This window comes from Desulfovibrio biadhensis (assembly GCF_055388615.1).
This window is the reverse complement of the sequence record NZ_AP042477.1, coordinates 2,301,594-2,324,245: the sequence shown is the minus strand read 5'-3', so window position 1 is coordinate 2,324,245 and position 22,652 is coordinate 2,301,594. Positions and strand designations below refer to the sequence as shown.

At 56.6% G+C, this 22,652-nt stretch carries 19 protein-coding genes; 18 read left to right on the top strand and 1 reads right to left on the bottom strand.

Annotation, left to right across the window (positions count from 1 at the left end):
* Nucleotides 1-15 precede the first annotated feature (15 nt).
* The 12 genes from ACZ5EH_RS10115 (at nt 16) to ACZ5EH_RS10060 (ending at nt 12,780) form a co-directional block, all read left to right on the top strand.
* Nucleotides 16-846: a hypothetical protein gene (locus ACZ5EH_RS10115; protein ID WP_464278002.1), complete on the top strand. Its 831-nt coding sequence runs from the start codon at nt 16-18 to the stop codon at nt 844-846.
* A 5-nt stretch (nt 847-851) separates the two neighbouring features.
* Nucleotides 852-2,114 carry a methyltransferase domain-containing protein gene (locus ACZ5EH_RS10110; protein ID WP_464278001.1) on the top strand — a complete coding sequence of 421 codons (1,263 nt, stop codon included), beginning with the start codon at nt 852-854 and terminating at the stop codon, nt 2,112-2,114.
* Nucleotides 2,111-2,560 carry a GNAT family N-acetyltransferase gene (locus ACZ5EH_RS10105; RefSeq protein ID WP_464278000.1) on the top strand — a complete coding sequence of 150 codons (450 nt, stop codon included), beginning with the start codon at nt 2,111-2,113 and terminating at the stop codon, nt 2,558-2,560. The genes ACZ5EH_RS10110 and ACZ5EH_RS10105 overlap by 4 nt, the downstream gene beginning before the upstream one ends.
* A gap of 7 nt (nt 2,561-2,567) precedes the next feature.
* Nucleotides 2,568-3,719 (top strand): cobalt-precorrin-5B (C(1))-methyltransferase, encoded by a 1,152-nt coding sequence (locus ACZ5EH_RS10100; RefSeq protein ID WP_464277999.1) that lies wholly within the window; start codon nt 2,568-2,570, stop codon nt 3,717-3,719.
* 262 nt (nt 3,720-3,981) lie between these two features.
* Entirely contained in the window at nt 3,982-5,967 is a 1,986-nt protein-coding gene (acs, locus tag ACZ5EH_RS10095) for an acetate--CoA ligase (protein WP_464277998.1), read from the top strand.
* 301 nt (nt 5,968-6,268) lie between these two features.
* Nucleotides 6,269-6,520 carry a DUF4212 domain-containing protein gene (locus ACZ5EH_RS10090; protein WP_464277997.1) on the top strand — a complete coding sequence of 84 codons (252 nt, stop codon included), beginning with the start codon at nt 6,269-6,271 and terminating at the stop codon, nt 6,518-6,520.
* A 42-nt stretch (nt 6,521-6,562) separates the two neighbouring features.
* Complete coding sequence (locus ACZ5EH_RS10085) at nt 6,563-8,344, top strand: sodium:solute symporter family protein (RefSeq protein ID WP_464277996.1); 1,782 nt, start codon at nt 6,563-6,565, stop codon at nt 8,342-8,344.
* A 123-nt stretch (nt 8,345-8,467) separates the two neighbouring features.
* Entirely contained in the window at nt 8,468-10,393 is a 1,926-nt protein-coding gene (locus ACZ5EH_RS10080; protein ID WP_464277995.1) for a DUF294 nucleotidyltransferase-like domain-containing protein, read from the top strand.
* A 13-nt stretch (nt 10,394-10,406) separates the two neighbouring features.
* Nucleotides 10,407-11,159, top strand: coding sequence for a 3'-5' exonuclease (locus tag ACZ5EH_RS10075; RefSeq protein WP_464277994.1), 753 nt, complete (start codon nt 10,407-10,409; stop codon nt 11,157-11,159).
* Between the two features lie 35 nt (nt 11,160-11,194).
* A complete protein-coding gene (locus tag ACZ5EH_RS10070) occupies nt 11,195-11,605 on the top strand; it encodes a hypothetical protein (RefSeq protein ID WP_464277993.1) in 411 nt (136 codons plus the stop codon).
* Nucleotides 11,606-11,626: 21 nt separating this feature from the next.
* Complete coding sequence (locus ACZ5EH_RS10065; RefSeq protein WP_464277992.1) at nt 11,627-12,199, top strand: isochorismatase family protein; 573 nt, start codon at nt 11,627-11,629, stop codon at nt 12,197-12,199.
* Nucleotides 12,199-12,780, top strand: a complete 582-nt coding sequence (locus ACZ5EH_RS10060; RefSeq protein WP_464277991.1) for a DNA-3-methyladenine glycosylase I — start codon at nt 12,199-12,201, stop codon at nt 12,778-12,780. Before ACZ5EH_RS10065 ends, ACZ5EH_RS10060 begins: the two co-directional genes overlap by 1 nt.
* 60 nt (nt 12,781-12,840) lie before the next feature.
* Here the strand turns inward: ACZ5EH_RS10060 and ilvD are convergent, their stop codons facing one another.
* Nucleotides 12,841-14,547: a dihydroxy-acid dehydratase gene (ilvD, locus tag ACZ5EH_RS10055; protein WP_464277990.1), complete on the bottom strand. Its 1,707-nt coding sequence runs from the start codon at nt 14,545-14,547 to the stop codon at nt 12,841-12,843.
* A 274-nt stretch (nt 14,548-14,821) separates the two neighbouring features.
* On the opposite strand from ilvD, the gene ACZ5EH_RS10050 reads away from it, so the two are divergent.
* The 6 genes from ACZ5EH_RS10050 (at nt 14,822) to ACZ5EH_RS10025 (ending at nt 22,550) form a co-directional block, all read left to right on the top strand.
* The gene (locus ACZ5EH_RS10050; RefSeq protein WP_464277989.1) at nt 14,822-15,559 is read left to right on the top strand and encodes an IclR family transcriptional regulator; all 738 of its coding nucleotides are present in this window, start codon (nt 14,822-14,824) and stop codon (nt 15,557-15,559) included.
* A 47-nt stretch (nt 15,560-15,606) separates the two neighbouring features.
* Nucleotides 15,607-16,608 carry a TRAP transporter substrate-binding protein gene (locus ACZ5EH_RS10045; RefSeq protein WP_464277988.1) on the top strand — a complete coding sequence of 334 codons (1,002 nt, stop codon included), beginning with the start codon at nt 15,607-15,609 and terminating at the stop codon, nt 16,606-16,608.
* Nucleotides 16,609-16,751: 143 nt separating this feature from the next.
* Entirely contained in the window at nt 16,752-17,258 is a 507-nt protein-coding gene (locus ACZ5EH_RS10040; protein ID WP_464277987.1) for a TRAP transporter small permease, read from the top strand.
* A gap of 20 nt (nt 17,259-17,278) precedes the next feature.
* On the top strand, nt 17,279-18,559 hold the full coding sequence (locus ACZ5EH_RS10035; protein WP_464277986.1) for a TRAP transporter large permease: 1,281 nt from the start codon (nt 17,279-17,281) through the stop codon (nt 18,557-18,559).
* A gap of 72 nt (nt 18,560-18,631) precedes the next feature.
* Nucleotides 18,632-19,549 (top strand): dihydrodipicolinate synthase family protein, encoded by a 918-nt coding sequence (locus ACZ5EH_RS10030; RefSeq protein ID WP_464277985.1) that lies wholly within the window; start codon nt 18,632-18,634, stop codon nt 19,547-19,549.
* Between the two features lie 178 nt (nt 19,550-19,727).
* A complete protein-coding gene (locus tag ACZ5EH_RS10025; protein WP_464277984.1) occupies nt 19,728-22,550 on the top strand; it encodes an FAD-binding and (Fe-S)-binding domain-containing protein in 2,823 nt (940 codons plus the stop codon).
* The last annotated feature ends 102 nt before the right edge of the window (nt 22,551-22,652 follow it).

Sequence of the window (22,652 nt, the reverse complement as noted above, 5' to 3'; positions counted from 1 at the left end):
TCTGTAAGGACACCCGTGAAAACGCCAACCGGTTTCGAAGAATTTCGCAATTCCCTGCAGCTGGAAACACTGCAGGAAATGGCAGACAATTTTTTCAGCGCCAGAAGAATCATCGAGGAAGAGGTCGAGATGGTCTACGCGCATCTTCAGGACCTCCGCGCCCAGGAAGAACGCGCCCTTGACCGGCTGGCCCTGCTCCATGCACTGCTGCCGGACCAGGAGCACGTCCGACAGTTATACGACCTGTTGCTGCTGCCTACCGAAACCGCTGATTTTATGGCGCACATGCTCCAGGGGCGCACTCCCAGACTGCCCTTTCCCCTCCCCGGCGGGCTGCGCTGGAGCGCTCGTTTTTCCCGGCTCTTTGAACTGGCCTACACTTTTGCCTTCGATGCCTGCGACACCTATATGCACGGGCGCTACAAACATAACCCCCGCACCGGATCGCGCTCGCTTACGCTGCATTACAGAGGTTTCCATACGTGGTGCAACGCCATGAACCGGCGCATAACCCAGATCAACACCTCTCAGGAACCTTCCCAGGTCTTGCTGTATGCCCGCTCCCTGCAGGAAAACGACAACGCGCAAAACGCCAGTGGCGCTCCCTTGAATAATTTTTCCGCCAACATCGACAATTCCCTGAAAATTCCGTTATTGGAATGCGATGGCCTGGGCCTTGTTCCAATGCCTGAGCTGCCATCCCCGGTCAGGGCCGGCAGGATCATACGCGATTTTGCCAAGATGCTGGTTTCCAAGGACAAGCACAATGGCAATCGCCTGCGAGAAACCATAGCAAGACTCAACGCAGCGCGGGACACATCAATTTCCCGCCTGGAAGACAGGTGACGATCATGAGCACAGATAAAAAAGAGACATTACAACATATTGACAAAGACAGTCTGGCAACGCTGGTCCTTTCTCTGAAATACGCCAGCCCGGAAGCCCGCCACGAGGACCGCTGGCTGGCGCGCAAGGTCAACTTCTGGCGCGATATTTTCCCCCCGGGATTCTACGAGCGTCTTGAAGGAAAAACCAAAGGCGCTCGCCTTGTTAAGGACTATCAGGTAGAGGAACTCATCCCCCCCTATGACCAGCGCAATATCCTTGATATCCGCACAAGACATTTTCGCGAGATGCATGTGGCGGGGCGTGTGGTGCCGCCTCTTACAGGTCGCTTTTACCCCAGGCGGCAGATCAGCGGCGAGCCTGGCATTCCGCCCGATGACGCCCGCCCCTTTCGTTTGCTGACATGGGACGAAGAAAAAAAACACGCCACAGCGGACTGCAACCACCCCTTGGCGCTGCCCGGGGCAAACGGCCTGCGGTTCGAGGCCGAAGTGTTGGAAGTGGCGCCCAAAGTATCCGATACCGGGGGGCAATGCTATCTTTGGTCGGAGCAAATTGCTGACTTCGGCCCGGGCATGCAGTGTCGCCACCAGGGGCAACCGACCAACTTTTACGAGAACTACCCCCTTGAGCGCATGGACAATGGCGCCGACACGGAATTCTACAAGGAAGCCCGCCTGATAAACCACGTTGACGCCCAGGCCTCGGAGCTCATCGCCGCGGAGTACGCGCAGTTTCTCAAGCCTGGCATGCGTGTGCTGGACCTGATGAGCAGCCTGTATTCTCACCTGCCCCAGAGCCAGGATGACAGCAAGGACATGGGGCTCCATGTTACGGGCCTTGGGCTCAATGCCGAAGAGCTCGATGCCAACCCCTTTCTCAACGAAAGGGTTGTGCAAGATCTGAACGCCACGCCAACCCTGCCCTTTGCGGATCAAAGCATGGACCTGGCCCTGTGCTCACTTTCCGTGGAATATCTGCAGGATCCGCTGGCCGTTTTTGCGGAAACCTCCCGCGTATTGCGGCCAGGAGGCAGCTTTCTGCTCAGCTTTTCCGACCGCTGGTTCCCCACAAAGGTTGCCCAATGCTGGCCGGACCTGCACCCCTTCGAGCGCATGGGGCTGGTGCTGGACTGGCTCATGCAAAGCGGCTTCACCGACCTTTGGACACTGTCCATCCGCAACTGGTGGCGCCCCTGTGATGATCCGTACTTCTGGCAGATCAGGGCAAACGATCCCGTCTTTCTCGTAGGGGGGCGCAGACCGTGAGTGCTGAGTCGCCCTCCCTGCCGCCACGGCAACTACCCGAAGGGGTCGCCATCCGGCCGTTTCGTCCTGAAGATGTCCCCGCCCTGGAAGACATCCTGCGGCTGAACGGCCAGCTTGACTACCCCGAAGTAGAAGGGGGGGCGGCCATGCAGCGCTTTGCCCGTTACCCCGGCAATGTGTTTCTGGTGGCCACACAGGATGCGGCCCCCGTGGGCATGATCCGCGCTGTCTACGACGGGGCGCGCGCCATCATCCACATGCTCAGCATACACCCGGAACAGCAACGCCGCGGCATCGGCACGGTCCTGGCGTTGGACGCCATCACGCAGCTGAAAATGCTGGGCGCCCCAACGGTGAGCGCCACCGTCGCCAGTGGCGGCCGCGAGTTCTGGCCGAAGTTGGGATTCACCCCCTTGCCGGCGCAAGTTTTCCTCATGCAGGAATAGACGGCTCATGAAACGGGAGCAGAGCACCCTCAAAGAGGGATTCACCACGGGTTCGGCCGCGGCAGCCGCGGCCAAGGCGGCCGTCCTCGCCGTGTTGCAGCATGCGCCTGCGACAAGCGTGGAAATCCCCCTGCCCTCGCCCCATGGGTTCATCGGACGGCTATGCGTGCCCCTGGCGTCCGCAACCTTGCAATCGCAAACAGCAGCCCGTGCCTCTGTCATCAAAGACGGGGGCGACGACCCCGACGCCACCCACGGCGCGTCCATCTGTTGCAGCGTAGTGCTGCACCCCGACATATCGGGGGGGGCTCCGAAAAAAACGGTTCGGGTGCGGATAGAAGGCGGACAGGGCATAGGGCGCGTGACCCTGCCGGGCTTGCCCATGCCTCCGGGATTCGCGGCCATAAACCCCATGCCGCGCAGGCAGATAGCCCTGGCCGTGGCCGAAGGGCTTGCAACCGGGGAAGGCAAAGACGCCTCCAGCCGCAACGTTGAAAGTGTGGATGTTCTTGTGGAGATACCGGCCGGCGCCATGTTGGCCCGCAAGACCATGAACGCCCGGTTGGGCATTGTGGGCGGCCTTTCCGTGCTGGGCACCAGCGGCATAGTCAAACCTTTCAGCCACGCGTCATGGCGTGCAACAGTGGAAAGCGGCCTGGACGTGGCCAAGGCCGCCGGCCTGAATACCGTCTGTCTCTGCACAGGGCGCCGCAGCGAGGCATTGGCCCAAAAGGAAATGCCCCATCTTCCAGAGCAGGCCTTTGTACAAATGGCGGATTTATTCTCCCACGCGTTGCACCATGCCGCCAGCCGCGGCTTTGCGCGTATCATCGTCTCTTGCTACGGGGGCAAGCTGGCAAAAATGGCTCAGGGCATGGAACATACCCATGCCGACAGCGGCAGGTTGGACTTTGCCTCCCTGGCCGCGCTTTGCCACACACTTGGTATGCATGCCGCCGCTGTGGAGGGCGTACGCCAGGCCGTCACCGCGCGCAGGGTCTTTGATCTGGCCCGGGACGCTGAAAAAGAGGTGCCCCTTGCCCGAGAACTGGCGCAGGATGCGCTCCGCCACGCTTATAAGCATTTGGATGCCGACGCAGCATTGGAGCTGCTGGCATTTGATGCTGATGACAGACTGCTGGTCCATGCCGTTCGCTGACTTTTTTTGCACATCACCCTGCTCTCTCCGCCACATATAGCCCAAATTGCGCTTTCCCCCGCGCAAAACGACCATTTTCTCTCCCCTTCTGCCATTCACCTGCCGATTTTATACCGTTTACCCAAAAATACCTGTTCGCCATGTTTCATTCTTATTATATGGTGGCAGTAATTTCCTTTTCGATATCACCATTCCGCTCATGCGCGGCGCAAATCCTGGCAGGGAGCGCCCCATGTTCAAACGCGTTTACGGAGGAGGCACAATGAGTTCGGACAAGATAGTCAGCATGATGGACGAAAAAAGACACTTCGAGCCCCCCATGGCCGGCAGGGATAAGGCCTGGGTTAAGAGCATCGAGGAATACCAGGAGCACTACAAACGCTCCATGGAAGACCCGGAAGGATTCTGGCTGGACCGCACCAACGAACTGCTGACCTGGCATACCCAACCCCAAAAGGTCCTTGAGTGGGACTTTGACAAACCAGAAATCAAATGGTTCGAGGGCGGCACGCTGAATGTCAGCTACAACTGCCTGGACCGCCATCTGGCAGAGGGACGCCGCAACAAGGCCGCCATCATCTGGCAGGGTGAGAAGGAAGACGCGGTCAAGGTGTACACCTACCAGATGCTGCACACCGAGGTTTGCCGCTTTGCCAATGTGCTGAAAAAAATGGGCGTCAAACGCGGCGACCGCGTCAGCATTTACCTGCCCATGGTCCCGGAACTGGTGGTGGCCATGCTGGCCTGTGCGCGGATAGGCGCGCCCCATTCCATCGTATTCGCGGGATTTTCCGCCAACAGCCTGCGCGACCGCATCCAGGACTGCGAAGCAAAGGTGGTCATCTCGGGTAACGGCGTGAACCGCGCCGGCAAGGTCATCCCCCTGAAGACCAATGCAGACGAAGCCCTCAAGGAATGCCCCACGGTTTCCAAAGTCATAGTTGTTGATTCAGCATCCCTCGACGTTACCATGAAAGACGGGCGCGATGTCTGGTGGCATGAGGAAATGGCCGCCGAGGACATTTCCGACGTGTGTGAGCCCGAACTCATGGACGCCGAAGACCCCTTGTTCATTCTCTACACCAGTGGCAGCACGGGCAAACCCAAGGGGGTTTTCCACACCACCGGCGGCTACCTGACCTATGTCGCCCACACCACACAATGGGTTTTCGACCTGCATGACGATGACGTGCACTGGTGCACCGCCGACATCGGCTGGGTCACGGGGCACAGTTACATCGTTTACGGTCCGCTGGCGCTGGGCGCCACATCCCTGATGTTCGAAGGCGTTCCCACCTACCCGGGCCCAGACCGTTTCTGGAAAATTTGTGAAAAATTCAAGGTCAATATCTTTTACACCGCGCCCACCGTCATCCGCGCTCTGATGCGCGAAGGCGTGAAGTGGACCGAGAAATACAAGCTTGAGAGCCTGCGTGTGCTGGGTTCCGTTGGCGAACCAATCAACCCGGAAGCCTGGATGTGGTATCACGACAACATCGGCAAGGGGAGTTTGCCCATCGTGGATACCTGGTGGCAAACGGAAACGGGGGGCATTGTTATTTCCGCCCTGCCGTATGCAACGACGCTCGTTCCCGGCTCCGCCACCCTCCCCCTGCCTGGCATTGACGCCGCCATCGTTGACCGGGAAGGCAAGGAAGCCGGAGAGAACGAAGGCGGTTTCCTGGTTATTCGCAAGCCCTGGCCCGGCATGTTGCGCGGGGTATGGGGCAACCAGGAGCGTTTCAAACAGCAATACTTTCAGGGATTTCCCGGCACATACGAATCGGGTGACGGCGCCAGAAGGGATGCCGAAGGCTACTTCTGGATCATGGGCCGCGTGGACGACGTGGTCAATGTTTCGGGCCACCGCATGGGCACAGCCGAAATCGAATCCGCCTTGGTCGCGCACCCTGCCGTTGCCGAGGCTGCGGTCGTCGGCATGCCCCATGACGTCAAGGGCCAGGCCATCTACGCTTACATAACCCTGAGCTCGGACTTCGAGGAAAGCGAGGAGCTGCTCAAGGAACTGCGCGTCCATGTGCGCAAGGAGATCGGCCCCATTGCTTCGCCCGACGTTGTACAGTTTGCCCCCGGCCTGCCAAAAACACGATCCGGTAAAATCATGCGCCGCATCTTGCGCAAGATCGCTTCCGGCGATACCGGCAACCTTGGCGACACCTCCACCCTGGCCGACCCCGGCGTGGTCAGCGACCTCATCGACGGCTGGCGGGAGATCATGGGCAAATAACAGCCAGCAATACCCACCGCAGCGCGGGAGTAGAAAACCTACCCTCGCCATGAGCGGTCGAAATGCACAGTTGAATGGCGGCTCCCTTTGGGGGCCGCCATTTGCTTTTCCACTTTCTCCGTTTACCGAAAAGAGCATGCATTGCTCTTCTCTCCTTTGATAGAAACCAAATGTAGGCAGGGGCAACAAAGCACATGGCGCATGAAGCAATGCGCACGTGACTTCGCTGCAGCAATTTCGCACAGGGCGAAGCAGGGACATCCCCGGCAGCATGACATTCATTCACGAGGAGGAATCAGCAATGCAAAACAAGATGCAAGAATACTGGCGTAAAAATGTACGCTACATGGTCATCCTGCTTTCTATCTGGGCAATTGTATCCTATGTATTCGGAATATTTCTCGTACAACCCCTTAATGAAATAAAACTTGGTGGCTTTCCGCTTGGATTCTGGTTCTCCCAACAGGGCTCCATCTACGTCTTTGTTGTTCTTATTTTCGCATACTTTATCCTGATGCGTAAGCTCGACAAAGAATATGACGTGGACGAATAGACAGCGCCTGCAACACTGCATCAAATTTACAGGGAGAATACAATGTCCATAACTACCTGGACCTATATAATGGTCGGATTGACCTTCGGCATTTATCTGACAATCGCCTGGATGTCCCGGGTGAAAGACACCAAAGGTTTTTACGTTGCCGGCGGCGGTGTGCCCCCTCTGGCAAACGGCATGGCCACGGCGGCGGACTGGATGAGCGCAGCCTCGTTCATCTCCATGGCCGGCCTGATTTCCTTCATGGGCTACTCGGGCTGCATCTACCTTATGGGGTGGACCGGCGGCTACGTGCTCCTGGCCCTGATGCTGGCGCCCTACCTGCGTAAATTCGGCAAATTCACCGTTCCGGACTTTGTCGGGGATCGCTACTATTCCAATTCCGCACGCATCGTGGCCCTGATTTGCGCAATTTTTGTTTCCCTGACCTACGTGGCGGGGCAGATGCGCGGTGTTGGCATTGTTTTCAGCCGCTTTCTCGAAGTTGACGTGAACACTGGCGTGTTCATCGGCATGGCCATCGTGTTTTTCTACGCCGGCCTGGGCGGTATGAAGGGCATCACCTGGACACAGGTCGCCCAATACGTCACGCTGATCATCGCCTTCATCATCCCGGCGGTGGCCATATCCATGAAAATTACAGGCAATCCCCTGCCGCAAATGGGGTTTGGCGGCACCATCATTTCGGGTCCGGATGCCGGCAAACATCTTTTGGATACGCTGAACCACATAAGTACGGACCTTGGATTTTCGGAGTACACGTCGGCATTTGGAAAGGGTGACCGCTCCATGCTCGATGTCTTTTCCATCACCTTTGCCCTGATGGTCGGCACCGCTGGCCTGCCCCACGTCATCATCCGGTTCTACACGGTGCCTTCGGTGCGCGCGGCCAGGCTTTCTGCGGGATACGCCCTGTTGTTCATCGCCATCCTGTATACGACAGCGCCTGCCATCGCCAGCTTTGCTCGCTACAACATGATTAATTCATTAAATAATGTTTCGTACGAACAAGCGCCCTCCTGGTTCCAGAACTGGGAGCAGACCGGACTCATCGCCTGGATGGACAAGAACAACGACGGCATCATCGAGTACCGCGCCGGCTCGGCCTTTGACGGCAAGCCTGTATTTTCTGATGAAGTGGGGCAATACGGGCAGCGCATGCTGACAAACACGCCCACCAGTTCGCCCAATGAACTTTACGTGGACCGCGACATCATGGTGCTGGCCAATCCGGAAATTGCCGATCTGCCGGCCTGGGTTATCGCACTGGTCGCTGCGGGCGGACTTGCCGCCGCGCTGTCCACGGCTTCGGGACTGCTTCTGGTTATTGCCTCCAGTATTTCCCACGACCTTTATTACCGCATCATCAACCGGCAGGCCTCGGAAAAACAGCGTCTCATGCTGGGGCGCGTGATGATCGGCGTGGCTGTCGTCATCGCCGGCTACTTCGGCATCAATCCCCCCGGCTTTGTTGCACAGGTGGTTGCCTTTGCCTTTGGACTCGGCGCTTCCTCCTTCTTCCCGGTCATCGTATTGGGGATTTTCTGGAAGCGCGCCAACCGGCAGGGCGCCATCGCAGGGATGATTTGCGGCATCAGCTTCACCATGTTCTATATCATCCATACGACGCCGGCCTTTATGGGCGCCGACCCATGGTTCCTGGGCATCAGCCCGCAAGGTATCGGCACCGTGGGTATGCTTATCAACTTCATCGTGACCGTGCTGGTTTCGCTTATGACAGCGCCCCCGCCTGAAGAAATTCAGGAACTCGTTGAATCGGTCCGCATTCCCAGGGGCGCCGGCGCGGCCATAGACCATTAAGCATGACGGCAGGAGTGCACGCTGTGAGGGAAGCCCCGGAAAAGGGGCTTCCCCCTCGCGCTCCTTCTTGCAAACGTATAGTGGTATTCAGGTAAGCGCTCGTCCACTTTACAGGGGATCACCATGCCAGAACACGACCCCAGCCTGCTCGACCCGGAGATGGTCCTCGATTTTCTCGAGAACACGCTGCCTTTCAGCGAACTCGAAGATGGAGAGCGACGGCAACTGGCCAAAAGCTGCTGTATCGACTTTCAGCCTAAAGGCACCCTGCTTTTCGAGCAGGGCGTCACCCAGGTAAAAAGCCTGCTTCTGATCCAAAAAGGCGGGGTGCGCCTTTTCAGCAAAGACGACCAGGGGCGCGAAATTCTGGAGGACTACCGCGGAGAAGGCGATTCCCTTGGCGGCCTTGCCATGTTGCAGGGGGGTATTGCCAAGTTCAATGCCGAAACCGTGGAGGATACGTTTCTTTTCCGGCTCGACTGTCGCATTTTTGGGCAGCTGGTGGAAAAGCGCCCCTTGCTGGCGCAGTATTATTCCAAGGGACTTTCGGAGCAATACGTTTCCAAGGCTTTTGATTCCCTGCGCTCCCGGAAGGAGATTTTGCCGGAAGCGGGCGGCCTTTACCTCTTCCGCTCTCAAGTGGGTGACATCATTCACCGGGAACCGGTTACCGCACCCATGGGTAAGACCATTCAGGAAGCGGCGCAGCTCATGGTCCGCCACGGTGTGGGGTCCTTATTGATCACAGACCCTTCCGACGAAATCCTGGGGATCGTCACGGACAAGGACCTGCGCAAGACCATTTCCGTGGGCATGGACTTTAACGCGCCCATCGAAACGGTCATGAACTCCCCCGTCATTTCTGTGGAGCACAAGGACCTGTGCTTCGACGCCCTGTTGCAGATGATGACCCGCAACATCCACCACCTGGCCGTGATGCGGGAGCAAAAAGTCGTGGGCATGATCACCTCCCACGACATCATGGTGATGCAGGGAAAATCCCCCATGTCCCTGTTTCGCGAAATCATCGGCCAGCGGAGCTTTGAAGGGGTTTACCCTTTGAGCGAGCGCATTCCACACGTGGTGCGCACCCTGGTGGAGGAAGGGGCAAAAGCCGGCAACATCGCGCGCATGATCACAGTCATAAACGACATGATCGTGAACAAGATTCTGGGATTGTTAATGGAGCAGCTTGGCCCGCCCCCTGTCCCGTTCTGCTGGTTGCTTTTGGGCAGCGAAGGCCGCAAGGAACAGACGTTTTTCACGGATCAGGACAATGCGCTTGTATTCAAGGACCCGCGTGACGAAATCATCCAGCGTGCAGCAGAAGTGTATTTTCAGGCTTTTGCAGAGCGAGCCATCGAGCACCTGGTGCAGTGCGGCATACCCCGCTGTCCCGGGGACATCATGGCTTCCAACCCCAAATGGCGGCAGCCGTACATGGTCTGGCGCGATTATTTCGAGCGCTGGATCGCCGTGAACACCCCCGAAGAAGTGATGCACGCGGCCATCTTTTTCGATTTCCGCCCCGTTTTTGGTGAAAGCGGATTTGCCGATGAACTGCGCAACCACGTGGCCGCCCATGCAGCACGGCAGGATGTTTTTCTCAGGTATCTGGCGGCCAATTGCCTGGAAAGCCGCCCTCCGTTGTCGTTTTTCCGCAATTTCATTGTGGAGAAAGACGGCGAGCACAAGAACCGACTGGACATTAAAAAGCGCGGCATAGCACCCCTTGTGGACTTCGCCCGGGTCATGGCCCTGAAATGCGGCATACGGGAGACCAACACCCAAAGCCGGCTCGAACTGCTGCACGAAGCCGGGCACATCCCCCCCGACATATATACCGGCGCGCGAGACGCCTATGAGTTTCTACTGCAACTCAGGCTGGTGCATCAGCTGGAAAGTGTGGAAGGGGGCGAATCTCCCAACAATCACATAGATCCCAGAAAACTCTCCGAACTGGAGAAAAAGACGCTCAAGGAAGCATTCGCCCTTATCGGGAATGTGCAGTCTTTTCTCAAAGACCTGTTCAGACTGAACATAGCATGAAACGGAGACAACCGTGACCGGATACGCCACAGCCTTGGCGCCGCCCTATGCTTTGGAATCCATTATCGCCAGGCTTTTCAACGCCAGGCCCCAAAATCCACTGCTGGCCGGGGTGCACGGGCATTTTGAACAGCTGGACCAAAACCGCCCCTTGGAGGAATACGAATTTGTCGTACTGGATACGGAACTGACTGGCCTGAACGCGAAACGCGACGAGATCGTATCCATTGGGGCGGTGCGCATTCGTGACCTGGCCATTGCCCCGTCAGAGCAATTCTACTCCCTGGTTGAGCCCAGGATTCCCCTGCCCAAAAAATCCACCCTGATACACCGCATCACCCCCGAACAGGTAAAAGGGCGTCCACGCTTGCGGCAGGTGCTGCCCGAATTGGTGGATTTTATCGGCAACGCCTTCATTGTAGGGCACTACGTCGGGCTGGACATTTCTTTCCTGAACCGCGCCAGTAAAGACATTCTGGGCAACAGGCTGGTAACGCCCTGCATAGATACCATGCGCCTGGCCCAGGTGTATCAGGAAGCGCTGTTCGAAAGCTATTACGACCGCTACGAGAAACACATTTCCTATAATTTGAGGGACCTGTCCAAGTATTGGGGATTGCCGCTGTTTCCACAGCACAATGCGCTGCAAGATGCGTTGCAGACAGCCTACCTCTTCCTTTTTCTCGTGAAAAAGCTAAAAGTATTCGGCGTACACACCCTGCGGCAATTATACATGGCAGGGCGCAGCTGGCGCTGGTATTTTTAGGTCTCCTCAGCAATCATACTATTCAAGGGCTATTTATGAAGGGCTACTTTATTCTTCTCTGCATTCTGTACCTCGCCTCCGTGGTCATCAGCATCTGGAGCCTCACCAACCCGCTGCACATACTCGTTGCACTGAAAAACGCGCTTGATATCGCAATGTTCACACTCTGCATCATGGGCGCATACGGCCTTGCCTTCAAACGCAAACTGTGGGACCCCGTGCGCTGGCGCATGATTTTTCAGGGCACCTTGATCCTGGGCGTATTCTCTGTTGTGCTCATCGGCTACGGAGAGCGTTTTGGCGTGCCCAGCCCGGCCGGCGCCCCCAGCCTGTTGCAACTCGGGCTTGTTTTTCTGCCGTATCTGCTCTTTGCCATACCCGTCGTTCTTTACGAGAGGGCACTGAAGAACGACTTCACGGAAGAGCCCCCTCCAAAAGGGCTTTGATCCCTACCTGCGAGGAATACCATGCAAAGCAAAAACATCCTGATACGTCGGGGCGACGTCGCAATGATTATCGTCGATATGCAGGAGCGATTGCTGTCCCACATAGACGGACATGAGCGCATACTCGCCAATTGCATAAAGCTGGCGCGCTTTGCCAACATCATGGACATGCCCGTGATTGTTTGCGAACAGACGAAGCTGGGGCCCACCGTGGCGCCCTTGCGTGATGCGCTGGAAGAAAAAAAGGCCGATTTCTCTCCCGTTGCAAAGGACAGCTTTAGCTGCTTCGGTTCACTGGCCTTCATGGACACGCTGGAATCTCTAAATATTTCCGCACTGTTGCTGGCCGGCATTGAAAGCCATGTCTGCATATTGCAAACTGCGTTGCACGCCCTGGCGCACAGCACCAGCAAGTGCGACGTGCATGTGGTGGCCGATGCAACCGGCTCCCGCGCCCCCGAGGATAAAGAATTTGCCCTTGCCCGGTTGCGGCACGGTGGCGTCACCGTCACCAGCACGGAAGCCGCCATCTTTGAAATCATGGGCACTGCGGCGTGCGAGGAGTTCAAACAGGTCCTGGCCCTGGTGAAATGATGCAGGAGACGAAACACCGCTGCGAATGGGCGCACCGCTCCCCGGAGGAAATCCTCTACCATGACACGGAATGGGGCGTTCCCGTTCACGACGAATCCAGGCACTTTGAGTTTCTTGTACTCGAATCTTCCCAGGCAGGTCTTTCCTGGCTGACCATCCTGCGCAAACGCGCAGGCTACAGAAACTCCTTTGCCAGCTTTGATCCTGCGACAGTGGCGACCTATACGCCGGAAGACGTGGAGCGCCTGCTGCAAGACGCTTCCATAATACGCAACCGCAAAAAGATCGAAGCCGCCATCAATAACGCCCGGGCCTTTTTGCGCGTGCAGGAGGAATACGGCAGCTTTGACGCCTACATCTGGGATTTTACAGGAGGGGCCCCCATTCAGAATGCCTGGCGAAGCCTTCAGGAGATACCACCCCAGACCCCCCTTTCCGTAGCGCTTGCCAAGGACTTAAAACGCCGCGGCTTCGCCTTTCTTGGCCCCACCACGGTGTACGCCCACATGCAGGCAATTGGGGTGGTCAACGACCATGTGGTGTCCTGCTTCAGGTACGAGGAAATAAAACGCCTGGGGTAGATTTTGGAAGGGACGCCAGCCCACCTGTGCGCGGCGGGCTGGCGTACGGCATGTGGGAGGTTATTTCTTTACCAGCATACGCCCTTTGAGATAGGCGCCCTGGCTTGAGGAGTGAGCCATGGAAGCGTACTGCGCCAGAATACTGTTGCTTTCCACAACTTCCATTTTCGGGGCATTGGCCCTGCGAGTTTCGATTTCTTCCTTTGTAAGATCCACGTCCAGACTCTTTTTGGCCAGATTGAAGCGGATGGTATCGCCATCCTGCACCAGCCCGATGACGCCGCCGGCAGCGGCTTCCGGCGCCACATGGCCGATGGCCAGCCCTTTGGAGGCGCCGGAATAACGGCCGTCGGTGATGACGGCGACCTTGGTATCCAGCCCCAGACCGTAGAGTGCGCCGGTGACGCCCAGCATCTCACGCATGCCCGGACCACCCTGCGGACCCTCGTAACGAACTATCAGCGCCATTTTTTCAAATTCCTCGTCCTTGATCGACCAGAGGTATTCGATGGCCTCTTCCTCGCTCTCCGTCACCTTTGCAGGGGCTTCGAATTCATACATGTGCTTGTGCACGCCGCTGGCTTTCACCACACACCCTTCTTCCGCCAGGTTGCCATAGAGCACAGCCAGGCCGCCGTCGGGCTTGAAGGGCGCATCCAGGGTAGAAAGCACGCGCTTGTCCTGCGTGCCGGAAACATTCTTCAGATTTTCACCCAGGGTCTGCGAAGTGACGGTCATCACATCCAGGTTCAAAAGAGGCTCCAGTTCCTTGAACAGAGCAGGAATGCCGCCTGCCGTGTGCAGGTCCTGGATGTTCATTTCGCCGCAAGGTTGCAGGTTGGTGAGGTAGGGGGTCTCCCTGCTCATGCGGTCGATATCATCCAGGGTGAAGTCAATGTCGCGCTCCTTGGCAATGGCCAGGAAGTGCAGCACCGCGTTGGTGGAGCCGCCCACGGAAAGCACAACGCGCATGGCGTTTTCCAGGGACTGTTTGGTGATGATCTGTGAAGGGGTAATGCCCTTTTCCAGAAGAGTCATGATCTGCTTGCCCGTCTCGTAAGCGACCTTGGGGCGGTCGTCGCTGACGGCCAGCACGGTGCTGGTGCCGGGAAGAATCATGCCCATGGATTCAGTGGCGACACACATGGTATTGGCAGTGGCCATGTGCGAGCAAGAGCCAACACCTGGGCAAACACTCTTTTCAAATTCCATAAGGTCTTCTTCGGTCATTTCTCCGCGACGATACTTGCCGCCGACCTCATAGGCGTCACCGCTGCAAAGGTTGGTTTTTCCTTTGTACTTACCGGCTTCCATGGGGCCGCCATTGACCATGATGGCTGGAATATCACACCGCAGGGCGGCCATAAGCATGCCTGGTACAATCTTGTCGCAGGAGCCGACGAGAACCATGGCGTCGAAGGCATGCGCCTGAATCATGATTTCAATGGTGGATGCAATGAAGTCGCGGCTGGGCAGAGAATAACGCATGCCGCCATGCACCATGGCAATACCGTCGCACACGCAGATGGTGTTGAACTCTGCAGACATGCCGCCTTCGTCAGCAATTCCCTTTCTGACCTGATCTGCCAATGGACGTAGATGGGCATGACCGGGAACGATATCGCTCCAGGAGTTTACAACAGCAATTTTGGGGCGAGCGATCTCCTCGGTGGTAAAGCCGCTTGCCCGTAGCAAGGCTCTGTGCGCCGTCCTATCCGGACCGGCAAAAACGAAATCGCTTCTCTTTTTCATGTGATCCTTGGACATGAGACTCTCCCTTTGGTGAATCGTTATTTGTGAAACACGGTTCCACATTGTGAAACGCTAATAGTCTAGGATTCTGCCTCTTTTGTGTCAACACATTTTTAAAAATAACGCTGCCACTCCAAAAATACTCTTAACATTTTAATCATATTGCATTTTCTAATTTCCCTACAAAAATCATCGAACCTGTTGACAGCAAACCGCTCCTTGGGTAGTTTCCAAATAACGGACTACGGTTTCATTATGTGAAACACACTCAACCAAGGGGGAAACAGATATGTCAATCGGAGTCATCGACAAGGCCGCAGCGCTGATGCGCTATTTATCCAAGTGCTCTACGCCGCAGAAAACCACGGCGATAGCTGCTGCCCTTGATCAACCCAAGGCGACTGTTTCCCGCTTGTTGTCGTCACTGGCAGAGCACGACCTAGTCATAAAAGACCAGAACGGACTCTACAGACTGGGGCCCACGTCATTGCTCTGGGCCGCAGCCTACAAAGCGCAACGCAGCTTCATCGAGGTCTGTAAACCCTACATGCTGCAGATAATGGAATCCGTGAAAGAGACCGTGCATTTGTTTTCTTACGATCAGCGGAAGCTGCACTACGTGGAGCGCGTGGAGGCCGTGCATCCACTGGTGACACGCTTTGGTCTGAGTGATGTGCCCAAAATGCACTGCACCGGCGGCGGTAAAGCCGTGCTCATGGCGTTGCCACCTGAAGAACTGGACGCAGTTCTGGCAGCGCCCCTGCCGCAAATGACGGAGCGGACCATCACGGATTCCGAGTTCCTGCGCAAGCAGTTGGAACTTTTTCGAGTGCAAGGTTTTTCCGAAGAAGTGGGCGAGCATGAAGACGGCATTCGCTGTGTCGGCGTGCCGCTTCTTTCCGGAGGATACCCGGTCGGCGCCATCAGCATCGCCATGGCGAGTTACCGTTGTGACGATGCCCAGGCGCGCAAATCCGGCCAGCTCCTTGTCGAGTTTGGGAGAACCATTTCCCAACGCATCGGCTAAGGGCTTGCAGGAAGCAGAGAACAGTTTAACGAGAGGAGAGTAGGAACATGTTTGGTAAAAAGGTCATGGTAGTAACCCTGTCGATGTTGCTGGTCATCGCCCTTTGTGGTGCAGCATCGGCTACAACCCTTCGCATTGCTCACGGCGCTCCTGAAAAGGCCGCCATCCAATCCGGTTTCGTAAAGTTCAAGGAAGTACTTGAAAAGGAAACCAACGGCGACATCGAAGTACAGATCTTCAACAATGGTCAGCTCGGTCAGGACAGGGAGCTCGCAGAAGCCTGCCAGATGGGCAACGTGGACATCGTCGGCATCACCACGTCGAACTTCTCTTCCTTCGCACCTGAATTCTACCTTCTGGACCTGCCCTTTTCCTTCCCCAACCACGAGGTGGTCTACAAGGTTCTGGACGGCGAATTCGGCGATTTCCTGGAAAAGCGCCTGACCCCCAAGAACCTGAAGCTGCTCGTTTTCATGGAAAACGGCTTCCGTCAACTCAGCAACTCCCAACATAAAGTAGCTACACCCGCCGACCTGGAAGGCCTGAAGATCCGCGTCATGGGCAACCCCATCCACATTGCTGCCTGGAAGGCGCTTGGCGCCAACCCTGCGCCCCTTTCCTTTGGCGAGCTGTTCACCGCGCTGCAGCAGGGCGCCTTCGACGGCCAGGAAAACGGCTGGGAACTCACTGTCACCAACCGTTTCTACGAAGTGCAGGACTACTACACCCAGACCAACTACCTCTACGGCGCCTACATCTTCATGATGAACCAGGAGACCTTTGATTCCTTCTCCCCCGAGGAACAAGAGGCCATCGTGAAGGCAGCCAAGGCAGCCCAGGATTACGAGCGCAGCGTTGCCCGTGAAAACGACGCCAAGGCCAAGGCAATAATCGAGAAAGAACACGAAATCGTTGTTCCCTCCGCCGACGCCATGGCCAAGTTCCGCGAACTCAGCAGCGGCGCTGCCGAAACCGAGGCTCTGAAGCACATCAGCCAGGAAGATCTGGACTACTTCAAAGAGTGCATCTCCAAAGCCGAAGGCAAATAAACGTAATCCCATTACATATTCGCATCCGGACGTCTTCGTGAACGGAAAGCCCCCCTTCTGTCGCAAAGTTTGATGTTCCGGATGCGCCTATGCAAAGGCGGGGAGGCCTGGTCCTCCCCGCCACTCTACCGGAGTGAGCGACTATGAGCCGAATACTGTCCTACCTGGACAATCACCTTGAAGAAGTCCTGCTGGTCCTGACCTTTGCTATCATGAGCAGCTTCATCGTCCTGCAAGTCTTCATGCGTTACGTCCTCAACAATTCTCTTTCATGGTCAGAGGAAATGGCCCGCTACCTGTTCATCTGGCTGACCTATCTGGGTATCAGCTACGGGGTCAGAAAGGACAAGCATATCCGCGTTACCGCCATAAGTCTGGTGCTGAACGAACGCCTCAACAAGGCCTGCCTGATTTTCAGCAACATTGTCTTTCTCGCCTTCTCCACCATCGTCACCTATGTGGCCTGGGGCGTTGCGCTGAAAACCATGAAATACGGTCAGATATCCTCGTCGTTGGGCGTGCCCATGTATCTCATCTATTTTTCGGTTCCTGTTGGATACGGCCTGACAAGTTTCCGTCTGGTGCAAAGCATCCTCAAGCAGTTCAAGACCAAAGACGGCGTTCTCAACCAGGACGATCTCCAACTCTAGGGTAAGGAAGGGATTTTTTCATGACTACGCTCGTTTTATTCGGATCGTTCGCACTTTGCCTGATCCTCCAGGTCCCCATCGGCATTGCCCTCGGCGCCAGCACGCTTGTCACCATTTTCACCACAGGCGCCGTGCGCATAGATTATCTGGCGCAAAACCTCGTCACCTCCATGGACTCGTTTCCGCTCATGGCCGTGCCCTTCTTTATTCTGGCCGGTGAAATCATGGGCGCAGGCGGCATATCAGATCGCCTGCTGAAGGTTGCCAACAGATTTTTTGCCAAATATACCGGTGGACTAGGCATTGTAGCCATTGCGGTATGCATGTTTTTCGCCGCCATTTCCGGCTCCGGCCCAGCCACGGTTGCGGCCATCGGCGGCATCATGATTCCGGAAATGGTGCGCCAAGGCTATGACAAGGTCTTTGCTACGGCGCTTGTGGCCACCGCCGGCTCCATCGGCGTTATCATTCCGCCTAGTATTCCCATGGTCATCTATGGTGTTTCCTCCGGGGAATCCATCAGCGCCCTGTTTTTGGGTGGCTTCTTCCCTGGTCTCATTGTCGGCCTGGTGCTCATCGCCTGGACCATGATCGTCTCCCGCAAGCGCGGCTACAAGGGCAGCGCAGATCGTTACTCGTCAAAGGAAAAGTGGGATGCGGTCTGGGACGCCAAGTGGGCGCTGCTTGTTCCCGTTGTCATTCTGGGGGGAATTTACGGGGGCATATTCACGCCTACGGAGGCTGCAGCAGTGGCCGTGGCATACGGCGCCTTTATTGGCCTTTTTGTATACCGCGAGTTGAAGTTCAAGGACTTCTACGAAGTGCTTGCGCGCTCCGCCCTGCTGACCGCGACAGTCATGGTCATCATCGGTACGGCCACAACCTTTGGCAAGATCATGACCTTGGAGCAGGTGCCGAACCAGATCGCCATGTGGATCACCAGCATCTCCACCAGCAAGCTGGTCGTCATGTCCATGGTCATGGCCCTTCTGCTTCTGGTCGGCTGCTTCATGGAGACCCTGGCCGCCATCATCATCCTGACCCCCATTCTGCTGCCTGTCGTCACGGCTCTGGGCTTTGACCCGGTCCACTTCGGCATCCTGATGACAGTCAACCTCGCCATCGGCTTCATAACGCCGCCGCTAGGAGTCAACCTGTTTGTCGGCTCGGCAATCAGCGGCATCACCATAGACAGGCTATCCATAGCGATCATCCCCTGGATTCTCTGCATGATGATTTCACTGATCATTTTCGTTCTTGTTCCCGAGATCGTGCTCTGGCTGCCGCAAATGTTGATGTAAGCGTCAGCGGCCAGTATCGATCACAGGTTTATCGCTATTAACGCTACAACATACATGATAAAGGATTGTAATATGTTTCGACCGGAAGGCATCTACCCCGCAATGCTCACACCATTTGATGCAAATCACGATATCAATGAAAAAGAGCTGCGCAGATTCGTGGAATTTTGCATCCAGAAAGGTTTGCATGGTCTTTTCCCGGTGAGCTCTTCGGGGGAGTTCATCCACATGAATTATGACCAAAAAGTCCGCTGCATGGAAATCGTCATGGACCAGGCCAATGGCCGCGTAAAGGTGACTCCCGGCATCGGGTCTTCCACCCCTGCGGAAGCTGTACGTCTGGGCAAGGTTGCCATCAGCCTGGGCTGTGACGGCGTGGTTGTCTCGCCTCCATACTATTACAAGGTCTGTGATGGCGTTCTGGAGGAATATTACTCCCAGATCATCGATTCCCTGGATATTCCTGTCATTGTCTACAACATCCCGGGGTTCACGCAGCCCATCCCCTACGACATGGTTGGCAGGCTGGCCTGCCGCGACAACGTCGTCGGCATGAAAGACAGCAGCGGCAGCATGATCGATTGCGTCAACTTCATAGACGCCATCAAACAGGCCGGCGCGGAGCTGAACTTTCTTTCCGGTCGTGAGGACATCCTGCTGCCTGTGCTCCATGTTGGCGGCAAAGGCTGCATGGTCCAGTTTGCCGGTGTTTTTCCGGAAGTGCTCGTGTCGCTGTGGACCGCTTTCCAGGAAAATCGTTACGAGGACGCTCTGGCCATTCACAACCAGGCCATTACGCTCATCAGCACCATGCTCACCGCGCAGTTTCCGCTTGGAGGCAAAATTGTGCTGGGTATGCGTGGGTTTGATTTCGGCCCCAGCCTGCAGCCCCTTAACAGTGCGGAAAAGGCGCGCCACGCTCAACTCACCGAACGTCTGGCCGAACTTGCCAAGCCCTTCATCGACCAATACGGCGTATATGAAGGATAGATTGCTATAGCGGAGCAAAAAGCGCCGCAGTAAACGCAATGCCCATTTTCGGCCGCGCGTTTACTCCATGCGGTGCAGCCGGCTTCGCATCAAAAAGATATGCAAACCAAAACGTGCGCCACGCAATCCCCCCATGCTGGCGCACGTTTTCTTTTGGCTACACAGCCGGAGGAAGATTATGCCCACCCAGGCGTTTGTGGATTCCGTTTCAAGTATGCTCCCCTCGCAACAGATTTGCACCGACGAAATGCTCGTTCGTGCCAATTCTCTGGATGCCAGTCCCTTTGAACCCCGCGCCAGCATGCTGGTGGATGTGACGTCGGAAGATGAACTCCAGTCACTGCTTGCGCTGGCCCGCGCCCACAAGGCCGGCCTTACCTTCCGTGGTTCCTGCACCGGTCTCAACGGGCAGGCGGTGGGCAAGGATGTCATGGTGCGTTTCCGTGGCGCCGCCTGGAAGCGTATTCTTGTTGCGCCAGACGCCCGCACCGTGGCAGCCGGAACAGGCGCCATAGGCATCGACATCAACGATGCTTTGGCTCTTCACGGGCGCAAGATCGGCCCCGACCCTTCGTCCATCAGCGTCGCCACAATGGGTGGCATGGCCGCCAACAATTCCACGGGCATGTGCTGCACAGTGGCGCAGAACATTTTTCACACCATGACGGGCATCCGCTTCATGCTTGCCGACGGCACTGTTGTGGATACGCGTGACCCGGCGTCTGTGGACGCCTTTCGAGACAGCCACGCCAACCTGCTGCTGCAAATCGAATCCTTGCGCCGGCGCATTGTTGACAATCCGGCGCTCAAGGCACGTGTCCAGAGCAAATACGCCATCCGCAATACTTCCGGTTACAGCCTGAACGCTTTTGTGGAGTATCACGACCCTCTGGATATCCTTGCGCACCTGATGATCGGGTCCGAAGGCACGTTGGGGTGCATTCTGGACATCAGCCTGGAAACCCTGCCCCTCGCTCCCCTCAGGGGAACATCGCTGATGCTGTTTCCGGACCTGACCACCGCAGCCAGCGCGATAACGCGTTTGAGTCATGACTGCCCCGCCCATGCAGCCGAGATCATGGACAGGATGACGCTCAAAGCCACGGAGCCCTTTCCCGATACGCCTGAATATATCGCGGCCCTGGATGACAAGGCCTGCGCTGTGCTCATAGAGACCCGCGCCAAGGATGAAGAAGAGCTGCAATCCAACATCAGCGCCATTCTTGAACGGTTGGAGGGCATTCCCACATTACGGGAGCGCGTCTTCACCACGGATAACGAAGAGTGCGAAAAGCTCTGGAACATCAGGCGCTCCCTGAACCCTGCTTTTGCCGGAGCCAGCAAACCCGACGAATTTACGGTATCTGAAGACTGGTGCGTGCCGCCTGACCGCCTGGCCGAAGCCGCCGCCACCTTCCAGGACATCCTGGAAAAGCACGGCTTCCATGGCGGTATTCACGGACACGCCTTTCATGGGAATTTGCACTTCATCGTGCCCGTACGGCTTGGTGATCCGCAATCGGTGAAGACGTTTCACAGTCTTACCAACGACATTGTGGATGCCATGCTCACCCGCTTTCATGGATCGCTTAAAGCCGAACACGGTACAGGGCGTTCCATTGCCCCTTATGTTCCCAGAGAATGGGGGGAAGAGCTCTATGGCGTCATGCAGCAGCTCAAGAAATTGCTGGACCCTGACGGCATCCTGAACCCCGAAATTCTGCTCAACGAGGATCCGCAAAGCCACGTAACCAATCTGCAGCAACCTGTTGCCCTGCATGAGACCGTGGATTTATGCGGGGGGTGCGGGTTTTGCGAACTGCTTTGCCCCTCCCGGGAAGTGGGGCTCTCCCCACGGCAACGTATTTACGTGGCGCGCACCATTGCCCGGTTGCGGGCAAGTGGCGACAATGAACGCGCCGCAAAATGGGAAGCGTCCTTCAAACAATACGGCATCGATCTTTGCGCTACAGACGGTTTGTGCCACATGCGTTGCCCTCTGGGGGTCGACGTCGCTTCCTACATCCGCCACCTGCGCCATCAATCCCATGGCGCCCTGGCCAACACCATTGCAGGTGCGGTGGGAAGCAATTTCACCATCACCTCCAAAACCGCCTCGGCCATGGTCACTGCTGGCGCCCTGGCTGAACGCGCCCTTGGGGCAAAAGCCCTGGAAGCCCTGAACAAGGGCGCCTGGAAAGTCTTGGGCAAACCACTGCCAAACCTTGTGGACATGCACCTCACAGGCGGAAGCGCCATCCGCAAACCCAAAAAACAGAAGGCCCCCGCAAAGGTTGTATACTTCCCTTCCTGCGCCGTGCGCACCATGGGGTACTCCAGCGAGCACAAGGACGCTGACGGCGCACCCGTTCGGCAACTGGTAGACATAACGCTGAAATTGCTTGAGCGTGCCGGGTACGAAGTCGTTTTTCCAAAACGAATGAGCTCCCTATGCTGCGGCAAGGCGTTTGAAAGCAAAGGCCTTATGGAAGAAGCCGACGCCAAGGCGCACGAACTCAGCGACGCCCTCTATACGGCCTCCATAGGCGGCGCCTACCCAGTTCTGTGCGACACCAGTCCTTGTCTCGCCCGCATGCGCAAAACCTTGTACCCGGCAATGGAACTGCTTGAACCTGTGGAGTTTGTGCTGAAACATCTGCAAAATCGGCTGCATTTTACAAAGCTGGACCGCACCATCGCAGTTCACCCTACCTGTTCTATCCGCAGCATGGGGCTGACGGATAGCCTTGTCGCCCTGGCATCTCGTTGCGCCAGCACTGTGGTCGTTCCCAAAGGCATCAACTGTTGCGGCTTTGCTGGCGACAAGGGGTTTACCCACCCCCAGGTGAACGCTTCCGCCCTCTCCACGCTGGCCGAGCAGGTAGCCGACTGTTCTGAAGGGTACAGTGTTTCGCGGACCTGTGAGGCTGGGCTCACGTTGCACAGTGGCAAACCATACCGAAACATTCTGTACCTTATAGAAGAAAGTACGCGCCCGTAACTGCAGCTATCTGGCGCATCCACCCACCAGGGTGTTCATATACATGGGGAGGTTTTACGCACGAGCTTAAAAACCTCCCCTTTTTTGTAACACAGACGATTC